This window comes from Demequina flava (assembly GCF_000975035.1).
GTDB lineage: Bacteria > Actinomycetota > Actinomycetes > Actinomycetales > Demequinaceae > Demequina > Demequina flava.
In genome coordinates this window covers 377,362-397,728 of record NZ_BBRA01000002.1, presented here as the reverse complement: position 1 = coordinate 397,728, position 20,367 = coordinate 377,362, and the positions used below count along the sequence as shown (strand labels likewise).

Annotated in this window: 19 protein-coding genes; 10 read left to right on the top strand and 9 right to left on the bottom strand. The window is 64.1% G+C overall.

Translation table 11 applies throughout. From position 1 onward, the window contains the following. Nucleotides 1–33: 33 nt before the first annotated feature. Together panB and AOP74_RS10380 are read right to left on the bottom strand one after the other, a co-directional pair. Entirely contained in the window at nt 34–834 is an 801-nt protein-coding gene (gene panB / locus AOP74_RS10385; RefSeq protein ID WP_061962299.1) for a 3-methyl-2-oxobutanoate hydroxymethyltransferase, read from the bottom strand. A gap of 106 nt (nt 835–940) precedes the next feature. Next, nucleotides 941–2,584: an NAD+ synthase gene (locus AOP74_RS10380; RefSeq protein ID WP_061962298.1), complete on the bottom strand. Its 1,644-nt coding sequence runs from the start codon at nt 2,582–2,584 to the stop codon at nt 941–943. 120 nt (nt 2,585–2,704) lie between these two features. Between AOP74_RS10380 and AOP74_RS10375 the strand changes: the two genes are divergently transcribed. Genes AOP74_RS10375 through AOP74_RS10360 form a run of 4 tightly spaced genes read left to right on the top strand, consistent with a single transcriptional unit; the run spans nt 2,705 to nt 9,044 of the window. Continuing rightward, the gene (locus AOP74_RS10375) at nt 2,705–4,039 is read left to right on the top strand and encodes a glutamine synthetase family protein (RefSeq protein ID WP_061962297.1); all 1,335 of its coding nucleotides are present in this window, start codon (nt 2,705–2,707) and stop codon (nt 4,037–4,039) included. A gap of 16 nt (nt 4,040–4,055) precedes the next feature. Continuing rightward, nucleotides 4,056–7,052: a bifunctional [glutamine synthetase] adenylyltransferase/[glutamine synthetase]-adenylyl-L-tyrosine phosphorylase gene (locus tag AOP74_RS10370; RefSeq protein ID WP_061962296.1), complete on the top strand. Its 2,997-nt coding sequence runs from the start codon at nt 4,056–4,058 to the stop codon at nt 7,050–7,052. After that, on the top strand, nt 7,049–7,921 hold the full coding sequence (locus AOP74_RS10365) for a hypothetical protein (RefSeq protein WP_061962295.1): 873 nt from the start codon (nt 7,049–7,051) through the stop codon (nt 7,919–7,921). The genes AOP74_RS10370 and AOP74_RS10365 overlap by 4 nt, the downstream gene beginning before the upstream one ends. Nucleotides 7,922–7,958: 37 nt before the next feature. Continuing rightward, the gene (locus tag AOP74_RS10360; protein WP_061962294.1) at nt 7,959–9,044 is read left to right on the top strand and encodes a UbiA prenyltransferase family protein; all 1,086 of its coding nucleotides are present in this window, start codon (nt 7,959–7,961) and stop codon (nt 9,042–9,044) included. Here AOP74_RS10360 and AOP74_RS10355 read toward each other — a convergent pair. Both AOP74_RS10355 and AOP74_RS10350 read right to left on the bottom strand, forming a co-directional pair. Beyond that, on the bottom strand, nt 9,041–10,090 hold the full coding sequence (locus AOP74_RS10355) for a LacI family DNA-binding transcriptional regulator (RefSeq protein ID WP_061962293.1): 1,050 nt from the start codon (nt 10,088–10,090) through the stop codon (nt 9,041–9,043). The genes AOP74_RS10360 and AOP74_RS10355 overlap by 4 nt on opposite strands. Nucleotides 10,091–10,120: 30 nt before the next feature. Then, entirely contained in the window at nt 10,121–11,764 is a 1,644-nt protein-coding gene (locus AOP74_RS10350) for a glycoside hydrolase family 13 protein (protein WP_061962292.1), read from the bottom strand. 269 nt (nt 11,765–12,033) lie between these two features. Here AOP74_RS10350 and AOP74_RS10345 point away from each other — a divergent pair, with 269 nt between their 5' ends. Beyond that, entirely contained in the window at nt 12,034–12,396 is a 363-nt protein-coding gene (locus tag AOP74_RS10345) for a DUF2249 domain-containing protein (RefSeq protein ID WP_061962291.1), read from the top strand. Between the two features lie 4 nt (nt 12,397–12,400). Here AOP74_RS10345 and AOP74_RS10340 read toward each other — a convergent pair whose 3' ends face one another. After that, nucleotides 12,401–12,985, bottom strand: a complete 585-nt coding sequence (locus tag AOP74_RS10340) for a pentapeptide repeat-containing protein (protein ID WP_061962290.1) — start codon at nt 12,983–12,985, stop codon at nt 12,401–12,403. Nucleotides 12,986–13,215: 230 nt separating this feature from the next. Beyond that, nucleotides 13,216–14,211, bottom strand: a complete 996-nt coding sequence (locus AOP74_RS10335; protein ID WP_061962289.1) for a metalloregulator ArsR/SmtB family transcription factor — start codon at nt 14,209–14,211, stop codon at nt 13,216–13,218. Nucleotides 14,212–14,433: 222 nt separating this feature from the next. Between AOP74_RS10335 and AOP74_RS10330 the strand changes: the two genes are divergently transcribed. The 5 genes from AOP74_RS10330 to AOP74_RS10305 all read left to right on the top strand — a co-directional run bounded on the left by AOP74_RS10330 (nt 14,434) and on the right by AOP74_RS10305 (nt 18,377). Continuing rightward, on the top strand, nt 14,434–15,780 hold the full coding sequence (locus AOP74_RS10330; RefSeq protein WP_061962288.1) for a serine hydrolase domain-containing protein: 1,347 nt from the start codon (nt 14,434–14,436) through the stop codon (nt 15,778–15,780). A 434-nt stretch (nt 15,781–16,214) separates the two neighbouring features. Further along, complete coding sequence (locus tag AOP74_RS10325) at nt 16,215–16,643, top strand: hypothetical protein (RefSeq protein ID WP_061962287.1); 429 nt, start codon at nt 16,215–16,217, stop codon at nt 16,641–16,643. Nucleotides 16,644–16,706: 63 nt separating this feature from the next. Continuing rightward, nucleotides 16,707–17,288, top strand: coding sequence for a hypothetical protein (locus tag AOP74_RS10320; protein ID WP_061962286.1), 582 nt, complete (start codon nt 16,707–16,709; stop codon nt 17,286–17,288). Between the two features lie 276 nt (nt 17,289–17,564). Next, a complete protein-coding gene (locus AOP74_RS10315; RefSeq protein WP_061962285.1) occupies nt 17,565–17,768 on the top strand; it encodes a hypothetical protein in 204 nt (67 codons plus the stop codon). A 237-nt stretch (nt 17,769–18,005) separates the two neighbouring features. Then, on the top strand, nt 18,006–18,377 hold the full coding sequence (locus AOP74_RS10305; RefSeq protein WP_061962283.1) for a hypothetical protein: 372 nt from the start codon (nt 18,006–18,008) through the stop codon (nt 18,375–18,377). Between the two features lie 371 nt (nt 18,378–18,748). On the opposite strand, the gene AOP74_RS10295 is transcribed toward AOP74_RS10305, so the two are convergent. The 3 genes from AOP74_RS10295 to AOP74_RS10285 form a co-directional block, all read right to left on the bottom strand. Beyond that, nucleotides 18,749–19,126, bottom strand: a complete 378-nt coding sequence (locus tag AOP74_RS10295) for a hypothetical protein (RefSeq protein WP_061962281.1) — start codon at nt 19,124–19,126, stop codon at nt 18,749–18,751. Nucleotides 19,127–19,320: 194 nt separating this feature from the next. After that, the gene (locus AOP74_RS10290) at nt 19,321–20,001 is read right to left on the bottom strand and encodes a hypothetical protein (protein WP_061962280.1); all 681 of its coding nucleotides are present in this window, start codon (nt 19,999–20,001) and stop codon (nt 19,321–19,323) included. 9 nt (nt 20,002–20,010) lie between these two features. After that, nucleotides 20,011–20,295 carry a hypothetical protein gene (locus AOP74_RS10285; RefSeq protein ID WP_061962279.1) on the bottom strand — a complete coding sequence of 95 codons (285 nt, stop codon included), beginning with the start codon at nt 20,293–20,295 and terminating at the stop codon, nt 20,011–20,013. Nucleotides 20,296–20,367 lie beyond the last annotated feature (72 nt).

Genomic DNA, 20,367 nt, shown 5'->3' with positions numbered 1-20,367 from the left:
TGAGGAGTTCCGGGCGCTCAGCAGCGCCGCCGGCTACTCGTCGAACGTGTGGTCGGTGATGGGGAAGGCGCCGCCCTTGACCTCGGCGACGTACGCCGCTGCGCCGCCTGTCATGGCCTCGCCCACGGCAGCGAACTGCTTCGAAAAGCTCGGGTGCCAGTCGCCGACTCCCATGGCGTCCAGCCACACGAGCACCTGGCCATCGGTGTTGGGTCCCGCCCCGATTCCGATGGTCGGGATATCGAGAGCTGCAGAGATCTTCTCGGCCACCGGCGCGATGACCATCTCGAGCACCACAGCGAAGGCTCCCGCTTCCTGAAGCGCCACGGCATCAGCCAGCATTTCGTCGTATGCGCCATCACCGCGCCCCTGAATGCGGCGTCCGCCCAGGGCGTTCTCCGATTGGGGCGTGAACCCGAGGTGCCCGCAGAACGGGATCCCCGCGTCGGTCACTGCCTTCACCTGGTCCGCGATGCGCCGTCCGCCCTCGAACTTGATCGCGTTGGCGCCGGAGAGCTTCATCATGCGGATCGAGGACTCGACGGCCTGCTGGGGCGAGACCTCGTAACTGCCGAAGGGAAGGTCCGCCACCACAAACGAGTGCCCAGCGGCACGGGAGACGGCTCGCGCGAAGGGGATCATCTCGTCGAGCGTCAGCGGCACGGTTGAGTCATAGCCAAGGATGTTGTCACCGAGCGAGTCTCCGACCAGCAGAATGTCCACGCCAGCGGCGTCAAAGGCCTTCGCGGTGGGGTAGTCGTAGGCGGTGAGCATGGTGATCTTCTCGCCGCGGGCCTTCATCTCGGCGAAGTGGTGGATCCGAACCTTCTTCATGGCTCCACTCTAGGCAATTCTCCTGGCCGTACATACTCGGCAGGCTCCAGCCTTCCGGTGAGCGCTGGCCGTCTCGTTGCGGTGCTGTGGAGGGCCGATGCTCGGGTTACGAGAGCTCGCGCCACCGGTTGGTGATGGGTAGGCGGCGGTCGCGGCCAAACGCCAACGCGGTCACCTTGGGTCCCAAGGGGTACTGACGACGCTTCCACTCAGCTCGGTCCACGAGGGACAGGACTTTGTCGACAACCTCGACGTCGAAACCGCGGGCCAACAGCTCCTCGCGACCCTCCGCGTGCTCCACGTAGGCGTCGAGGACCTCATCGAGAAGCTCGTACTCCGGGAGCGAATCCTGGTCAGTCTGACCCGGCCGCAGTTCAGCGCTGGGAGGCTTGGTGATCGAGTTCTCTGGGATGGGCTCAGTCTCGCCCCGCTCACGCGCATACGCGTTGCGCCACCGGGCCAGATCCCACACCCGTGTCTTGTCGATGTCCTTGAGCGGCGCGAAGCCGCCGATCGACCCCGCGTCATAGATCGTGGCGTAGCCGGTGGCGAGTTCGGACTTGTTGCCCGGCGCGATGACGAGGTGACCTTCGCGGTTCGACAGACCCATCAAGATCACTCCGCGCACACGGGCTTGGAGGTTCTCCTCGGCGACACCGGTCAGCGCGAGTTGACGTTGATACGCATCGACGATTGGCCCGATCGGTTCCACGCGGTAGTCCGCACCCAGGCGCTTTGCGAGATCCGCAGCATCGTCCTTGGAGTGGTCGGAGGAGAAGTCGGAAGGCATCGATACGCCCACGACGTTGGTGCCGCCGATCGCGTCCGCAGCAATCGCTGCGGTGAGCGCAGAGTCGATGCCGCCGGACATGCCCAGAATGACGGAGGTGAAACCGTTCTTGACGACGTAGTCGCGCATCCCCGTGACGCATGCGCGATAGACCTGCTCGTCATCGGAGGCGAAGTCCACGGCGGTGCCGGGTACGGCCGGCGCCCCAGCATCGGCCAGATCCCACACCACAAGCGCATCTTCGAACCCCGGTGCGTTGGCCATCCAAGCGCCGTCGGCGCCGACGATGAAAGAGTGGCCATCAAAGACCAGGTCGTCCTGTCCGCCCCATAGGTTCACATAGGCAACGGGTGCGTTGACTTCGGCAGCCCGTCGGCGGACGAGGTCGGTCCGTACCTGGCCCTTGCCCTCTTCGAACGGCGAGCCATTGAGGACGGCGAGCAGGTCAATGTCCGCCGCCGCGAGCTCCGCTACGGGGCCGCCATCGGCCCAGATGTCCTCGCAGATCACGGTCCCGATGCGCCGGCCGTCGACTTCGATCACGCACGAGTCGTCACCGGTTCCAAAGATGCGCCGCTCGTCAAACACTCCGTAGTTGGGAAGATGGTGCTTCGCGTAGCGGTGGGTCACAACGCCGCCGTGAAGTACCGCGGCTTCATTCAGCGGACGCTCGGCACCGGACACGCCCAGTGAGCCCACGATGACGGTGAGGTCTCCAAGTGCCTCATCTGCGAGCTCTGCGGCGAGCATGGTCAGGCCACGTTCACACGCGCGCTGGAAGCTTTCGCGCAGGGCTAAGTCTTCAATCGGGTAACCGGTCAGCACCATTTCGGGGAACACCACGACGCGTGCGCCCGCATCGTGGGCGGCGTGACAGCGGTCCTTGATAATCGCGGCATTACCAGCGATATCGCCGACACAGGCGTTAACTTGGGCGAGTGCGATGCGCAGGGTCGACATGGAAGTCAGCCTAGCGGGATGGTCACCAATCGCAGTGGCATCCACGTCGGGGGCCGATGCTTGGGAACAGGTGGCGGGGGACGTTACACAAACGTCACGCGGGTAGGGCAGGATGGGCACATGGATAAGCAGCAGGAATACGTGCTCCGCAGTGTCGAGGAGCGGGACATTCGATTCATCCGCATGTGGTTCACCGATGTGTTGGGTGTGCTCAAGTCGGTTGCGATCGCTCCCGCGGAACTGGAGAACGCGTTTTCGGAGGGCATCGGCTTCGACGGGTCTGCAGTCGAGGGACTGACCCGCGTGTACGAGGCAGACATGATCGCCAAGCCGGACCCCTCCACGTTCCAGATCCTGCCGTGGCGCGGCGCACGTCAAGGCGCGGCACGCATGTTCTGCGACATCTCGACCCCCGACGGTGAAGCGGCGCTGACCGATCCACGCCAGGTGCTCAAGCGCACGCTGGACAAGGCCTCGGCCCAGGGATTCACGTTCTACACGCACCCCGAGATCGAGTTCTACCTCCTTGAGAAGCCCGAGGCGGGCGTACCGCCCCAGCCTGTAGACAAGGCCGGATACTTCGACAACGTGCCGCGAGGAACCGCGCACAACTTCCGCCGCGAGGCGATCACGATGCTCGAGTCCATGGGTATCTCCGTGGAGTTCTCTCACCACGAGGCCGGACCAGGTCAAAACGAGATTGACCTGCGCTACGCGGATGCGCTGTCCATGGCGGACAACATCATGACATTCCGAACCGTCATCAAGGAAGTGGCGCTCGAGCAGGGTGTCTTCGCCTCCTTCATGCCCAAGCCACTGGCTGATGGCCCCGGTTCGGGAATGCACACGCACCTGAGCCTGTTCGAGGGCGACCAGAACGCGTTCTACGAGCCCGGCGCCGACCACCAGCTGTCGACCGTGGCCCGCCAGTTCATCGCAGGCCTTCTGAAGTACGCGCCAGAGATCACGGCGATCACCAACCAGTACGTGAACTCGTACAAGCGTCTGTGGGGCGGTGCCGAGGCTCCGTCCTACGTGTGCTGGGGATCGAACAACCGTTCCGCATTGGTGCGAGTGCCGATCCACAAGCCCTCGAAGGGTCAGTCCACACGAGTCGAGTACCGCGCTGTTGACTCGGCCGCGAACCCGTACCTCGCCTTCTCCGTGCTACTTGCGGCCGGTATGAAGGGCATCGAGGAAGAACTGACGTTGCCCGACGGTGCCGAGGACGACGTCTGGGAGCTCAGCGCAGCCGAGCGCCGGGCGATGGGCTACGAGCCGCTGCCTTCGTCGCTGTCGGAAGCCATTCAGGTGATGGAACGCTCGGAACTCGTTGCCGAGACGCTCGGCGAGCGCGTCTTCGACTTTGTCCTGCGCAACAAGCGCGCGGAGTGGGAGCAGTACCGCGCGCAGGTGACGCCCTACGAACTCGAGCAGTACCTGCCGGTTCTCTAACCGCACCGGGCAAGCGATGAGTACGCGGGAAGTCTCGCTCGCGACCAAACTGCGACGTGCAGGAGTGTCCGATCCCGCACGCGCGGAAGGTCTGATCGAGCAGCTCGAAACACTGGTGGGGGAACGCTTCGAGGACCCTGCGCGCCACCTGTCATACCTAGCGGACCCCGATGGTGGGCTCCTTCAACTTCTCCGGGTCGCCGAGTCTGCGCAAGAGGCCGGCTGCCTCGACAGCTTGCTGGAGCTTCGCAACACCACCGCTGGCGCGCAGTTGGGCTTGCTCCTGGGTGGATCGCTCGCGCTTGGCGACTTCTTGGTGCGCCATCCGGAGTACATCTCCGACTTTGCTGCGTGGCCTGATGGCGAGTCCTTCACGGATGTAGACGTGCGCGCCGCGCTCCTCGAGGCTGTGGGCGCGAAGCCTGACGACGAGGCGCCCGTCGCTACCGTCACCGGTCACGACGGCATTTCCGCCATGCGGGTCGCGTATCGCCGCCTGCTGATGCGCATCGCCGCACAAGATCTCTGGCACGCGAAGCCTCAAGAGATTTTTCCCGCCGTAGGCGTTGCACTCGCTGATCTTGCAGGGGCTGCGCTCGAGGCCGGGCTGGCGCTGGCGAGAGCGGACGAGCCCAAGCATGTGCGCACCCGCTTGGCCATCATGGGGATGGGAAAGTGCGGCGCACGGGAGCTCAACTACGTTTCCGACGTCGACGTGATCTTCGTGGCCGAGCCAGGAGAGGGTTTCACCGACGCCGAGTCCATCCCCGTCGCCACCCGCCTGGCGGCCGCGGCGGCCCGTACCTGTGACCGCGCCGGCGCAGAGATGGCGTTGTGGCAGGTTGACGCCAACCTCCGGCCCGAAGGTAAGGACGGAGCGCTCGTACGCAACGTGTCCGCGCATCGGGCCTATTACGATCGCTGGGCTGAGTCGTGGGAGTTCCAGGCGCTGCTGAAGGCGCGCACCATTGCGGGTGACCGCGAGGTGGGGCAGCAATACTTGGACTCGGTATGGCCGCTCGTGTGGACCGCGGTCGAGCGCGAAGGATTCGTCTCGGGCGCCCAGGCCATGCGCAAGCGCGTCGAGCAACACGTCCCCAAGGAAGTCGCGGACCGGCAAATCAAGCTGGGCGCCGGGGGACTGCGCGACGTTGAGTTCACCATCCAACTCTTGCAACTGGTCCACGGTCGCCACGATGAGTCTCTGCGCTCACGCACCACGCTCGAGGCGTTGCGCGCGCTGCGCGACGGCGGCTATGTGGGGCGCCCCGACGCCGCGAAAATGGACCGCTCGTACCGCCAGTTGCGCGTGTGGGAGCACCGACTCCAACTCCGAAAGCTGCAACGCACCCACGTGATGCCAGATGACGACGAGGGCAAGCGCATGCTGGCCCGCGCATCGGGTTTCGCGACCGTGGACTACATGGACGAGGTGTGGCACGACACTCGTCGCGACGTGCGCGCCATGCACCTCGAAATGTTCTACCGGCCCATCCTGCCGCTCGTGGCGTCACTGTCTGCGGACGAGGCGAGCCTGGACGACCAAGCCGCCCGCGACCGTCTCGCCGCTGTTGGCTTCCACGATGCCTCCGCAGCCCAGCGTCACATCAAGGCGCTGACCGGCGGCGTGTCGCGGCGTGCCCGCATCCAGCGACAGCTCCTGCCCGCAATGATTGGGTGGTTTGCAGAGGGCGCCGATCCCGATGCTGGACTCCTAGCGTTCCGCACATTGTCCGAGCACTTGTCGGATGTGCAGTGGTACTTGAAGTTGCTGCGCGACTCGGGTTCTGCCGCAGAGCGCCTCGCGCGGCTGTTGTCCACCTCGCCGTACGTGACCGACGCGCTCCTTGCGTCCGCTGAGCACATCACCTGGCTCGACAACGATGCCGACCTCGCACCGAGGTCCTTGGCACGCTTGCAGCAAGAGGCCGACGCCATCATGAAGCGCACCCAAGACCCCGAGCACGCGATCACCGCGTTGCGGGGTCTGCGCCGCCGTGAACTCGCCCGTGTCGCCGCGGCCGACACCCTGGGGTTGATTAACTCCACGGAGGCCGCGGAATCCGTCACCGACTGTGCGGATGTCGTGATGGGGGGCGCTCTGCGCATTGCGCGGTGGGAGGCAGCTCTCAAGGCGGGCGTGGACGAGTTGCCGTTCCGCATGATCGTTGTGGCGATGGGCCGCTTTGGCGGCGCCGAGATGAGCTACAACTCAGATGCCGATGTCCAGTTTGTCTGGGATGGCGATGCCGAAGGGTCGCAAGCCCAGGCCGTCAAGGTCGCGCAGTCCGTGCGGTCAATGCTCCAGAAGGTGTCGAGCCAGCCCGGGCTTGCTGTCGATGCCGACCTCCGTCCCGAGGGCCGAAACGGGCCTTTCGCGCGGTCCCTTAAGAGTTGTACGGAGTACTACGGGCGGTGGTCGGACCCGTGGGAGGCCCAGGCGCTGCTGCGCGCGCGCCCGTGTGCGGGAGATGAGGACCTGAGGAAGGCATTCACCTCAATGATCGACGAGGTGAGATTTCCCGAGGCACTGTCGGACTCCGCATTGCGACAGATGCGCAAGCTCAAGGCACGGATGGAGTCGGAGCGGCTGCCCCGGGGGCTTGACCCCAAGCGCCACCTGAAACTGGGGCCGGGTGGACTGTCTGACGTCGAATGGACTGTGCAGTTGCTTCAACTCCAACACGGCCACGCCGTTGACGGACTCCGCACCACGCGAACGCTGCCCGCGCTCGGAGCGGCCGTCGAGGCTGGCCTGATGGATGCGGACGATGCTCAGACGCTGAAGGACGCGTGGACCCTCACCACGGACTTGCGCGGAGCCTTGGCCTTGCGCGGTAAGGCCAAGGAAGGCGATGTGCTTCCTGGAGATCCTCATGAGTTGGCGATCCTTACGGAAATCATGGCTACGCCTGAGACGGGGTTGGAACTCCGTGACCGCTACGAGCGGACGACTCGGCACGCGCGAGCCGTGACCGAGCGACTCTTCTACGGCTGGGAGGATCGCGAGTGAGGGGACTGCGGACCCTTCTGTCTGCGATCAGCATTCTTGTCGGGGCAGTCTTGATTGTCGCGTGGGCCGTGAGTTCCGTCGCCGTGCGCACCGTCGAAGATGGCACAGCCTTGACCGGCATCACTGAAACGGCTTTCGATATCCCCGGCGTTGTGAGTGGTCTCTCGGGGCAGATTCAAGACCAAGCGATCGACGGACTGGCCGAGCAAGGAATCGACACCGAGTCACTGGGTGTCGACGACGAGGTGCGCGGCGCGGTCGACACCGCTGTACGCTCCGATGCCTTCGAGGACGCCGTTGTCGCTCAAGTCGCCGCAGCCCAGGACGACTTTCTGTATCAACTCACCCACCCTGACACTGCAGCAGGACCGCTCGTTCTCCAGGTAGATATCTCAAGTCTGATCAACGCGCGCATCGACGACATTGGCCAGGTGGGTGCCGCGGTACCGGACGTGAGTGTCGAGCCAGTACCCGTCGAGGTCCTCACTGCCGAGCGCATGTCCGATGCTCAAACGGGATACGCGTGGATGGAGCGGCTGGCGTCGTGGGGCCTGTGGGCAGGACTCGCGATGCTGGCGTTCGGAATCCTCGTGTCTCACCGGCGGCGTTGGTTTGTTGCGAAAGCTCTGCTCGCGATCGGTGTGCTGGCGCTGGGCTTTGGGGCTGTGGTGCGCTTCATCGACCCTTCCGCCGTTGCCGCGTTCCTTCCAGGTGACGCCGAGGGCATTGTGGGAAGCCTGTGGCTGCAGTGGATCACCGAAGAGAGCTCGCCTGCGATCTCGACGCGCGCGTTCCTGATAGGGGGCCTATGCGTGGCAGGCGCGGTGGTGGTGACAGCGGTGGGTCGCATTTTTGGTGGTCGGCGCTAGCCTTGGGGCACGTGGTGTTGAACGAGGGAGAAAACGCGTGAAGACGGTCCGGTACATCGCATCGGCATTCTTGGTGCTTCTAGGGTCCATGCTGATCGTCGCGTGGGGGCTCGCGCAGAAGTCGGCAGAGAGCATCGAGGACGGCACGGCAGGCGAGGCGCTCGTCGTGACCGTGGTGCAGTCCGATCGCACCGCTGACGTGATTGCCGACGGCGTGATCCGCGTCCTCAACGAACAGGTTGACGGCGACGTGGGCGGAATCGTGCTCAATCTCCTCGAAGACGAGATTCGGGACGTCGCCTACGACCTCGTACAGTCAGAGCAGTTCCAGAGCGTGCTGTTGACGAGTGCGGACCGGGCCCAAAACTACTTCCTTGCCGAACTGTCCGACCCCGACAGGGCTACGGCGCCGTTCGGAATCTACTTGGAGCCGGGGGAGCGGATCAATGCTCGTATTGACGAGATTCCCGTCGTCGGTGGCCTGATCCCCGAACTCGAGATCGCTCCCGTCGAGGTCGAGATCATTCCCGCGGACACCTTCGATGACATCCGCACCGGGTTCAGCGCGCTGCTGTGGGCTGCGACCTGGTTCTTCTGGATCGGGCTCGTGCTCCTCGTTGCGGGAATCGCGATTGCGCCCCGCTGGAAGCGATACCTGCCGCGCGCACTGATCGGCGCAGGCGTCCTGGGGTTGGCCATTGCCTTCACGCTGAACTTCTTTGGACCCCGCACCGTCGCGAACTTTGTGCCCGGCGGGGCCGAGGGCGGCGTGGGTACGCTCATGGAGGACGTCGTGGTTGGCACGGCTTTGGCTCCGATTACCAACATCCTGTTGACGCTTGGTCTGATCGCTCTGGGCCTTGCGGTCGCTTTCATCCTGGCGGTTCGGTGGATTCCGCAATTGCGTCCTGACCGCGGCGACAGCACTGCGGGCCCGGACGAAGGGGACGGCACGGCCAGCACGGACGGCGAGGCCCAGCCGGAGGACGACGTGGACCAAACTCGCGAGATGTCCGCAGTCCCCGGAGTCAGCCCCGCGACCGTGACGGACTCAGACGTCACAGACGTCGATGACGACGGACGGCCGCCATCCGTGCCGCCGCGTTCCCAGCGAGACGCCTAGCGAGTCGGAGCGTCTAGCGGCGCAGCCGTGGAGCGCCGCACCACGAGCTCGTGCGGCAGTTCCTCGGCGATGGGCTCCACGCCTTGACCCGCGAGTTCGTCCAGGATGAGTTGGGCGACCTGGCGACCCTGCAACTCCGGGAACTGGTCGATCGTGGTCAGGCCGAAGAAGTCCGCGAGGTCGTGTCCGTCAATCCCGATCACCGAGATGTCGCGCGGAACGTCCTTGCCTAAATCACGCGCGGCGAGGATGGCACCGATCGCCATCTCGTCTGACGCGGCGAAGATAGCGGTGGGGTGGATCCGAGGATCGCCCAAGAGCTGCTTGGTTGCGTTGTAGCCGCCTTCGATCGTGAAGTCGGCCGTCCGGACAAGAAGCGGATTGCGCGTGATGCCGGCGTTCGTGATGGACGCTTCATACGCGCGACGCCGCGTGGTGGGCACTTGGAAGTCGCGTTCGAAGTCCGGGTCACCGGTGATGTGGGCGATCTCGGTGTGTCCGAGGCTCAGCAGGTGGTCGGTTGCCAGGTGCGCGACGGCTTTGTCGTCCAAGGTGACCGTGTGGAGACCTGGCAGCACACCGCCAAGGCCTACGAGCGGCCTGCGCAGCTGGGAAAGAAGCGCGCGCTCTTCATCGTCCAACTCGAGGTTGACGGCAATAAAGGCATCGACGCGTTGGCGCCTGAGGAACTCGTCGAACAGTCGCCGCCGACGCTGTTTGCTCGCGTCCCCGGCGCCCAACTCGCCAGCTGGTGGCAGGTGGTACAGGGTGATGTCGTAGCCAGCGTCCTCCAGCAAGCGCTGCGCTCCCTTGAGGACAGCCATGAAGAACCAGGAGTCCAGGAGGGGCAGAATCACGCCGACGTTGCGCGTCTTTCCCGAAGCAAGGGACGATGCTGCGGCCGAGACTACGTAGCCCAGTTCGTTGGCGGCTTCCTCGACCTTTGTGCGCGTCGCGGGGGAGACGGATGACTTCCCCGCGAGCGCGCGTGACACGGTCGCGGTGGAGACACCAGCCAACTCGGCGACCTTCTGAATCTTCGCCATAGCTGGTATCTCCCTCGCGTCAGTTGCGGACTAGCTGCGTAGCCAGACCGTTGTGTCAGCAGGAATCGTATCGGTGACCGGAGCTGAGGCAAGCAGCACCTGGCCGACGGGGAGAGGCAGGGACGCCCCTTCTCCGACCACGGCGTAGACCTCAACGTCTCCAACGTGGAAGCCGAGCACGCCATTGGGCAACCCATCGATCCACGTGAGTTCGGCTGACGCTAGCCCCTGTTCACGACGAAGACGCAGCGCCTCTTGGTACATCGTGAGAGTCGAAGACCCCACGCCTTGCTGGTTCTCGCGCGCCAACTCGGCCCAAGCCTCGGGCTGGGGGAGCCACGCCTCGCCGGAGGGGGAGAAGCCGTAGGCCGGAGCATCGGCCGTCCACGGAAGTGGCACACGGCAACCGTCACGGCCATAGCGTTCGCCCTCGGTGCGGAACCAGGTGGGGTCCTGGCGCGCCTCGTCAGGCATGTCGATGGACTCGGGTAGTCCGAGTTCCTCGCCCTGGTAGATGTAAGCGCTACCGGGCAGCGCAAGCATGAGTGCGCTGGCGGCACGCGCGCGGCGGAGGCCCACGACCGGATCTGGGAGGCCCTCAAAGCGCGGGCCGATGCCGTGGCCCTGTGGGTTCTCGGCCGTCAGCGCCAGGCGGCTTGCGTGGCGCACAACGTCGTGGTTGGACAACACCCATGTCGAGGGTGCGCCGACAGCACCGAAAGCAGCGATGGACTCGTCAATGACGGCACGTAGATCCGCGGCCTGCCAGTGGGTCTCGAGGTAGGCGAAGTTGAAGGCCTGGTGCATTTCATCGGGGCGGACCCACTTGGCCATGCGCGACAGCGGCACCACCCAAGCCTCCGCGGCGAGAATGCGGTCGCCGTCGTACTCATCGACGACGGCGCGCCAGCGGCGCCAGATCGCGTGAACGCCCTCTTGTGCCCAATACGGCGCCATCGGTCCCTCGACACCGCCCATGGAGTTGGCGTCGTCATCGGGAGAGAAGTCGGGCAGGCCGGGCTGCTTGACGAGGCCGTGAGCCACGTCGACGCGGAAGCCATCGGCGCCGCGGTCCAGCCAGAAGCGTAGGACCCGGTCGAACTCCTCGAGGACTTCGTCGTTTTCCCAGTTGAAGTCGGGCTGCGAGGTGTCGAACAAGTGGAGGTACCACGGTCCGGCCGAGCCATCGGGGTTGGTCGTGCGGGTCCATGCCGGGCCGCCAAACACTGAGTTCCAATTGTTGGGAGGCTCGTTGCCGTCGACGCCCTTGCCGTCGCGGAAGACGTAGCGCGCACGCTCAGGGGAACCCGGGGCTGCTTCGAGTGCTTGCTGGAACCAGACGTGTTGGTCTGAGCTGTGATTGGGCACGATGTCGACGATGACGCGAAGGCCCAACGCGTGAGCGCGGGCGGTCATCTCGTCAAAGTCCGCGAGTGTTCCGAACAGGGGATCGACATCCGTGAAGTCGGCGACGTCGTAGCCCGCATCCTTCTGGGGTGAGACGTAGAACGGCGAGAGCCAGATCGCGTCGACGCCCAGAGCTGCCAGGTCGTCAAGTTTGGCGGTGATACCCCGCAGGTCCCCGATCCCGTCGCCGGACGCGTCCGCAAAAGAGCGTGGATAGATCTGGTAAATGACGGCTGTGCGCCACCACTGGGCGTCGGCGTGTGTCATGAGGTCGGGGTCCTCTCCTTTGAGCGAGACCGAGCATCGGGCATGGCCGATACGCGCGGAAGTCAACGTGACCAATGTAAGCGTTTGCATGCATCGGGCGCAAGTGGCGGCGGCCACCGGCAGCGATCGGTGCCACAAATCGTGCTGAGCGGGACCATCGTCCCGTCCTGCCGCCAAGGCTTAGGCATACCTTAGGCAGTGGCGGTGTGGCACCTCGGGGACATGGTGCCGCCCGCCGTTTACTTTCTTGGCGACCGGACGGAGAGACGATGCGCATCGCATACGACACTCGTGGGGACGCCGAAGCGACAGGCGTCTGGGGCACAGTCGTGGGCGTTGACGAGATCGACCTCGTAGCGCTCGGACACATGCCGGGCGGTCCACGCGGGGCGCACGCATCTACGCCTCGCGATCTTGACGTTCGCGGTCTTCCGGAACGCGCCGCTCACGTGCGCGTCCTCGCTCAAGTTGCCGTGCTGGTTCCCGGCGAGTCAATCACCGTGACGGCGGACGCCGACCCTCATCACCTGCTCGATCTCGTTCACGACGAGGTCCCGGGATTTTGCATGTTCGAGTACCGCGAGCACGAGGCTCCCTTGTGGCGAGTTTCGATCACCCGCGTCACAGTGTGAGTTCTTAGTCGTCGTCGATATCTTCGACGGCGGGATCGACCTCGACGAGGCCAAGCTCCGTGCCGTCGATGCCATCGGGTGCTTCTCCACTGACAAAGTACGCCCCTGACCACTCCGTCTCGGCAATAACGGCTCCCGTGAGGTCAGCTCCTGACAGATCGACATTGCGCAAGATGGCTTCGCTGAGGTCTGCCCGCACCAGCAACGCGCCGGACATGTCTGCACCGGTCGCGTCCACCTCCCGCATGTCCGCTTCGGTGAGGTCGGCATGTTTTAGTTCTGCGCGTGTCAAGTCGGCATCAGAGAAGTCGGCACCCGCTAGCGGTAGCCCACTGAGCTGAGCTCCCTCGAGGTAGAGCGAGCTCAGGGGCAAGACGTCAGTGTCACTCATGGCGGCTTGCCTCACGAAGAGGGAGTTGGACAGCGATTCGTCGTGCGCATTGCGTGCATCCGTGCGGGACTGATCTACCCAGTACATAACGCCAGAGACAGCGAGGGCGAGGATGACTCCCCCAATGACCTCGAGCCACAGTGCGTCCGAATTGCGCGACACAAACCCGCGCACACCTGTCTTGTGGGGGTCGGACATGTCTGTCTCCTACGTGTTTCGCTCGTCGGCCTTGGCGAAGTGCGGCGATACTGCCCGGCGGGACACCAGCACTCGGCCTATCAGGGCTATTGTGCCGTGTGCGACCTCAACTCGCCCTGACGTTGCGACGGGCCGTTCGGTACACGGTATTGCGCTGACCATCGTCGCGACGATCGTGATCGTCTGACTTGGCGCTCGGCTGGGGAGTGCGTCATCTCCCGCAGCGCCTGCTAGTCAAGGCTGAGGTCGGGAACGAGCTCCGCCAAAAGATCGCGCACTCGGCGGTCGATGTCGTCGCGGATTGCCTGAACGCCCGCCTCGGATGCCAAAGCGGGGTCGCCGACCTTCCAGTCGTCGTACCGCTTGCCGGGGTAGATGGGGCAGACGTCACCGCAGCCCATGGTGATGACGACGTCCGAAGCCCTCACAGCATCGTCCGTCAAGGGCTTGGGATAGGGCTGGGAATCAGGGCTGATGTCCTCGATGTGAGCCTGCACGGCGTCATGGACTCCGCTTGCGGGCATTGAGCCCGCGGATCGGACCACAACTCGATCTCCTGCATAGTGGTGAAGGAGTGCTGCAGCCAACTGTGATCGCCCCGCGTTCTGCACGCAGACGAAGAGGACCTGCGGGGGATAGTCGCGCTCGGGCGACGTGTGCTTGGCCACATCAGCAAGCCGCTGGCGAGCGAACTGTCGAGTCAACGGCACGAGGTACTGGCGCACCCGTGCGCGACTGGACAGAGCGGTGTATGACTCCTGGACGGTACGTTCCACCTGCGCCTGTTCGAGGTCCGGGAAGAGGTCGTGGAGTTCCGCCGACACGGACTCGAGAGCGCGCTGGACCCGGTCTACTCCCTCCGTGCGAGGCGGCTCCTCCGCTGGGGGCGTCGTCGCAAACGTGTGCATCAGAGCCTCCACGGCACTGGCCATGGACGGCTCGACGGAGTAATACACCCACGTTCCGCGACGCTCTGAGCGGACCAGACCTGCCGTACGGAGCGCCTTGAGGTGGTACGAAATCGTGGGGTCGGAGACATCGGTGAGTGCGGACAGATCGCACACGCATGCTTCCCCGCGCGGCGCCTGAGAAATGACGGCAAGCATCCTGAGGCGCAGAGGCTCTGCGAGCGCCTTCAACGTGGATGCTGCCGCTGTCGCGCGGGCGGGCGCAATAGTGAGCGCTTCAACGTTGTCGATGCCGCAGTCTGACGCGGTGCTTGTCACGTGGCCTCCATGGGTACTTGATTGCGAGCACGCTCGCGCTTGATTCGATACCTATCTATTTAACCACTTATCTAAATAACGTGTGAACAGGAGTGGTGCCTGCCGGCGAGTGCAGTGTCGTATTCTTGACCGGTTCCACGGGCGCCTGGTCGCCCGCCTTCATGTCACACGTCGCGGTGTGAGACGGCTGCGACGGTGCTGTGCAACACAGGAGTTGTCAGTATGTCCCGCAAGAGCATCGTCGCCCTCATCGTGGCTGCCGCATTGGTTCTGACCGTGATCGCTGTCTACTGGTATCAGCGCCCAATGTTGCTTACTGGAACGGGTTATGCGGCGCACAACGAATGTGCGGTGACCCACGTGGCGGGACGTGACGGTGCCGCTGACGACCTCCCTCCAAACCCGCTCATCCCAGTGATGCGCACCACCAGCATCGACGACGACACGGCTTCAACCGGCGCTGTACTGGGCGTCCTCGCCAAGCAGACGGCATGGAACATGGATGAATTCGGATGCACTGTTGCGGACGAGCGGCCAGACTCGTGGGGGAGCGCTACCGCCGTCACAGCGGACGACAACCCATATGCCGGGCTTCCAGAGGTCGCGACGGATGATTCTGGCCTCGCGGACGCTCTCGCGCACGGCTTTGGCGACGATCTCGACGACACGTCTCGCGAAGAACTGGGTACGCGCGCGATCGTGGTTCTCCAGGGAGGCGAGCTCATTGCCGAGCGCTATGCCGACGGTTTCGACCCAACGACGCCCCAGCTGGGTTGGTCGATGACCAAGAGCGTCACGAACCTCCTCGTGGGCCGTCTTGTCGAGCAAGGTGAGGTCAGCCTCGACGATGCCGCCTTGGTGGACGACTGGAGCGACGAACGCGCCGAGATCACGATCCGCCACCTCCTCGAGATGACCAGCGGACTGGCGTGGGACGAGACTTACGACCTGGGCACGCCGATTACGCAGATGCTGTACGCCGAAGAGGACATGGGCGCGTACGTCGCGTCGCAGGAACTCGCACATGAGCCGGGAACCTACCTCCAATACTCCAGCGGAAGCACGACGTTGCTGTGCGACGCGATCACCAATGGCCGCGGTCTGGCGGACTTCCCGCGCCGGGAGATCTTCGCTCCGCTCGGTCTGTCGACCGCAGTGCTGGAAGCAGACGCCACGGGCAACCCTGTGTGTAGCTCTTACATGTGGGCAAGCGCGAGGGACTGGGCGAGCATCGGCCAGTTCGCTCTGCAAGATGGCGTGTGGAATGACGAGAGGCTACTGCCCGAGGGCTGGATTGCCGAGTCAACCACGCCCGTCACGACCGCGACGACTGTCGAAGCCGATGGCTACGCCTCGAGCTGGTGGTCCAATACGAGTGCTGATGGGTCAGTCGTCAATGACGAGCTACCGGCCGATGCCTACTTCGCCAGTGGGCACGACGGCCAGAAGATCACTGTGGTTCCGTCGCAGGACCTCGTCGTTGTGCGTTTGGGTTTCACCCCGACGGCAGATGACAACCGTGCATTCTCGACCTCAGCGCAGATCATCGAGGCTCTTGGCGGCAACTAGCGCGCCTCAGTAGTGCACCAGGTTGAGCAGTGCGCCGTCTAGCGGGCCCGTGCACTACTGAGGCGCACATGCGGCGCGACTCAGGCGCCTGCGCGCGAGACGTGTGCGAGACGTGTGGGCGGACTCAACGCGCGCCCCACGCAAAAAGGTCCGCCGCCCCGGGTGACCGGGACGGCGGACCTTGAAGAACTACTGGCTACGACTTAGCAGTCGTAGTACAGCTCGAACTGCCCCCGCACAGATGGCTATTGGTGGCTATCGGTGGCAGTTGTTAGATACCAGGCACGATGCCTCCCGCGAATGGTGGCTAGTTGTGTCTATTTGTGAGCGTCTTGCGGACTATCTGCGGACTGGCGCGGACTCGCGCCCCCAATTCTTCGGGGGCGCTCGGCTCCCGATGATGCGTTGCGACGCATCGAAACTCAGGAGGAATCATGAACACACACCCCGCTGACTACCTTCGCAAGAAGGCGCAAGAGATGCTCGCGTTTGCAGATGAGGTCGAGTCTCTCGGCCCCGACGCAGTGATCATTCCATGGGGCAATTCGATCGAGTCCTCGGAGGTCTACTTGTTTCACTGGACCGACAACGGCGTAGACCAGGGCCAGGGCATCGAGCAGCCAGGGAGCGGCCGGCCACTAGACCAGCTTCTGTCTCCTCTGCGCGTGGGCGAGTCCACTAAAACGGATTTCAAGGCAGACGGCAATGACCCTGTGAGCCACAGGGTCTACACGCTTCTCGGTAGATACCGCATAGCGGCTCGGCTCTCAATGCGCGATGAAAGTGGCAACAGGCAGTCCGTGGCTGTTCCGGTCGAGCACGTGCCGCACGACGCGAAGGCCCACGCGCTCCTAGCCGCCTAGACGCAACAAACGCCCCCACCTGGCCAGCAGGCTAGGTGGGGGCGTGGACACCGAGGAGTCGATATGGAAGCAGTGCCGATGATCTTCTACGATTCTGGCGCGATGATCGAATGGTTCGTAGATAACCGCGTCGAGGCGACGCTTGAGGACTACCACTTGGCGGCGAGCCGCTTGGGCCGCAACCGTAGCCCCGCGCTCTTGAGCGGACTATGGTCGACGGGCCTCCTAGCCAGGGATGCGATGCTCCCCGCGCTGCTCGATGCGTGGATCAGTAGCGAGTACCCAGGCCGGTCGCTACCGGCTGAGGAGTGGTGCGAGATGTTCGAAGAGGTGGGCTTCACTCGAGACGGTGAAGTCGCGCGGCGGCCCGGCGAACCGGTGACGCTATACCGCGCAGCCGTACCCGCCCACTCTCATGGAATGGCATGGACCGATGACCCCGAGGTGCTTCGGTTCTTTGCGGACACACGCGGGGCAAATGCCGCGTTCGCGCAACCGCACCAAACTTATCGCGCGACGGTCGAGCCCGATTGGTTGCTAGCTCACGTGACGGCGACATACTCAATGGGACGTGAGGGCGAGGCGCAATGGGTCGTGCATCCGGAAGGACTTGCCAACCTCGAACAGATCGCCCCTGCTGTTTGAATGCAACAAAACGCCCCCACCTAGCCCCGACGGCTGGGTGGGGGCGTTCTTATGGTCAACCATGAGAACCACATCGCGCGACGGGCCTTTCAGGAGCAATCCTGACGCCAGCACGTACAGTGGGAAATACCTGGGCATACGAAGTTCTCGCGGCGAACCTCGACGGCGAGCGGCGGGCGTCGACGGCGAGCGGCGGGCGTCGCGCCCTGAGTGATTGACGCTATCGACGGATTGACAAAAACTTGCTTGTCAGAGGTAGGTGGCACTCTGTGGCGCATGACGATAGCGAGCACGGCTCAATTCCTGGGAGACCTCGCGGAGCACTTTCCGGTGGTCCGCTGGATCGGTGCCAGCATCGCCGTGGGTGTCCTCATGGCCGGTGTCCTGTTCGATTGGTGGGCACCCGTGTGGACATTCGTGGAGAGCGTGCAGTCCGGCGTCGTTGAGGCGTTCTCAAACTTCGAACCGTTTAACCAATGACAGCACCTCAGCTGCGGTGGTACGCCGTAGAGCGTCAGGGTCGTACCGCGATTGTTGAAACAGCCAGCGGGAGCATCGTCGCCTGGGTCGAGCATCTCGACGGCAGACTCCGGGGCCGTCGTGCGGACTGGATTGGGAGCACGGTGGACACCATTCCGCAGGTGATTTCAACAGTCGCAGAGTGGGCCGACGGGACGGCTGATACTGTGACCGGCACGAGAGCCTGAGGGGGCAACTGTGAAGCAAGTCATCCACGCAAAGGGCCACTACTACGTCGAGCGCAAGGGCAACGCCCTGGCAGCCATTGGCGCGGTCATACTGGGCGCTGCGTGCTTCGTGTTGATACTTCCCGCCATCACATCTGGGCGTGGTCACTACATCTTGATCGCGTTGCTGGCGGTCGCTGTCCTGGGTGTACCGGCGTACCTCCTGGCGACTCGCTACGGCACTCGCAAGCGCTGGGAAATTGCCGGGGTGACTCAATTGCACGAGCGGGCCGGTGATGTGGTCCTCACCGTGACCGACACGCGCCAGACTTCGCACGACGTTGTTACCGACGCGGCGACAGCGCACGGCCTGGCGCACGTCTTTCCGCAAGCCAAGTCCTAAAGCAAGTGGCACGCGTGCCCGCGCCGGGCGTTTCCGCTGGCACTAATGAGCTCCCAATACCTCGAGAATCCGGGCGCGGTTGGCGGCTTGCTGCACACGGCGTAGGCCGCTGCGGTTCATCTCACCCTGATCCACTTGGCCGGGCCGCACGGTCGATTCCATGTGACGCCGGGACCATGCGCAAATGGCTGCATATCGACGGCCAGCGGGACTGTCGAACCGTTCAACCATGCTCGCCTCCCCGACGCCCTCAGCGGCCAGGAATGAAGCCGTAGCGGACCTTGAGCGCCATTGTCGAGCATCGGGGTCAGCAAGCACGGCGGGCCACTCGCCCGCATCACGCTCCACTACCCGCTTCTTGTTCTTGGCCATTACCGTGCGATCCGACTCTGCTCATTGAGCCGCGCCTCACGTGCTTTGGCTGCGGCACTCTTGGCGCTCACCACAGTGGGCGTGCCGTCCTCGTCAGGCAGTCCGAGCTGAGAGAGCATACGGGCCGTCGCCAACGACAGGGCGCGGTGCTCAGCAATGGCCGGGTGCAGGCGCATTCCTTGGGAAGACTCGATCATCGTGCCGTCGCGTCGTGCAGCTTCATCGAGATCGGTGAGCCGGTCGAGGGCACGTGCAATCTCCGTTAAGAGCTCGATCTCACCTGGCTCGAGGTCGAAATACTCCAGGGTGCGAGTCCAGAAACGTTCGCCGCGGTCACGTAGTCCAGCGGGCGGCTGGGGGTCATTTTCAGATGTCATGTTGGTACTCCAGTTGGTCGAGGGCCATTGGTTTGTGCTCTGAAAACTAGACAAGGCACTCCCCGGCGGCATATGTGGCATCTACCAGGGGAAAGGTCCCCTACCCCCGGTTTGATTCTCTGAGTCGGCGCGCGTTCACGTTCCGCCAGCAACGGTCGCGACGCTTGTTTAACGTCGCGACCGTTGAGCGAACTCTAGAACTGTCGAGCGCCTGCGTTGACGACGGTGGTGGGGTCCGGCCTGCCATCCCGGATGGCCTCGTACCTAGCCCGCAGTGCATCGCGCCCCGACTGCGTGACGTACTTATAGTCAGGTGCCAGCATCCAGGTGGTGGCGTCGTACCGTCCATGGGAGTAGGCGTGGACGGTGCCCCATAGGGCCCCTACGATGCGGCTGGCTGTACGTGCGTCCCGTGCTGCCTGCTCTGCGGCGTCGTGCGCTTGCTGTGCAGCTTCAAGCACTGCGACTTCGTGAGCTGCAATCTGATCGGCGTTCTTCGCGAGGTATTCGACGACGGCGGCTTTGGCTTCACGGGCTGGTGCGGCGGCGGCTTCCCTGGCCACCTCGAATTTCACCCATGCCACTTCCTCGGCACGCTGGGCGGCATCTGTGGCAGGCGTGCCGGGATCGGCCTTGCCTGACTTCACTGCCTCGACAAGTAGAGCCTTGTCACGGCTGGGTGCACCGAGCTGTAGATCATCACGCGCCTGAGTCCAATCAATCTCGGCCTCGGTCATCGCGCGCCAGGCGTCATCGGCTGCGGTGAGCAGGGCGGCAATCTCCTCAGGCCATGCGAAGCCAGCGAGGGCGTCGGGGGTCGGGTCGGGCAGGGTAAGCATGACGGTGCCGTTAGGGCGTGCGTAGGTGTGTTGCATGGGAATCTCCTAGTGCTTTCGTGTGATGTGGTCGAGTTGTCCAAGCCGTCGGGCGTTGTTGATGTCGGTAGCGCTCATGGTCGCCAGGTCGGCCTCGTGGATGTAGGTCGAGGTGTCCCCGCGTGGCCCGGCGTCGGCTGAGCCGCTGAAGCGGGGCGCGGCTTCCTCTGGGGTGGTTTTGGGCGTCTCGCCGCGCATGAGGGCATCGAGCCTTCCAGCTAGTCGATGCTCATTAATCTGGGCCGGGGTTAAGCCTCGTAGCTCGTCGTCGGTGATCTGTCTTGATTCGGTCATGAGTTCTCCAGGCACAGGCCGTATTCGGCGGAGTTGAGAAGCGCCCTCGTATGCGCACAATTCGGCATGTTC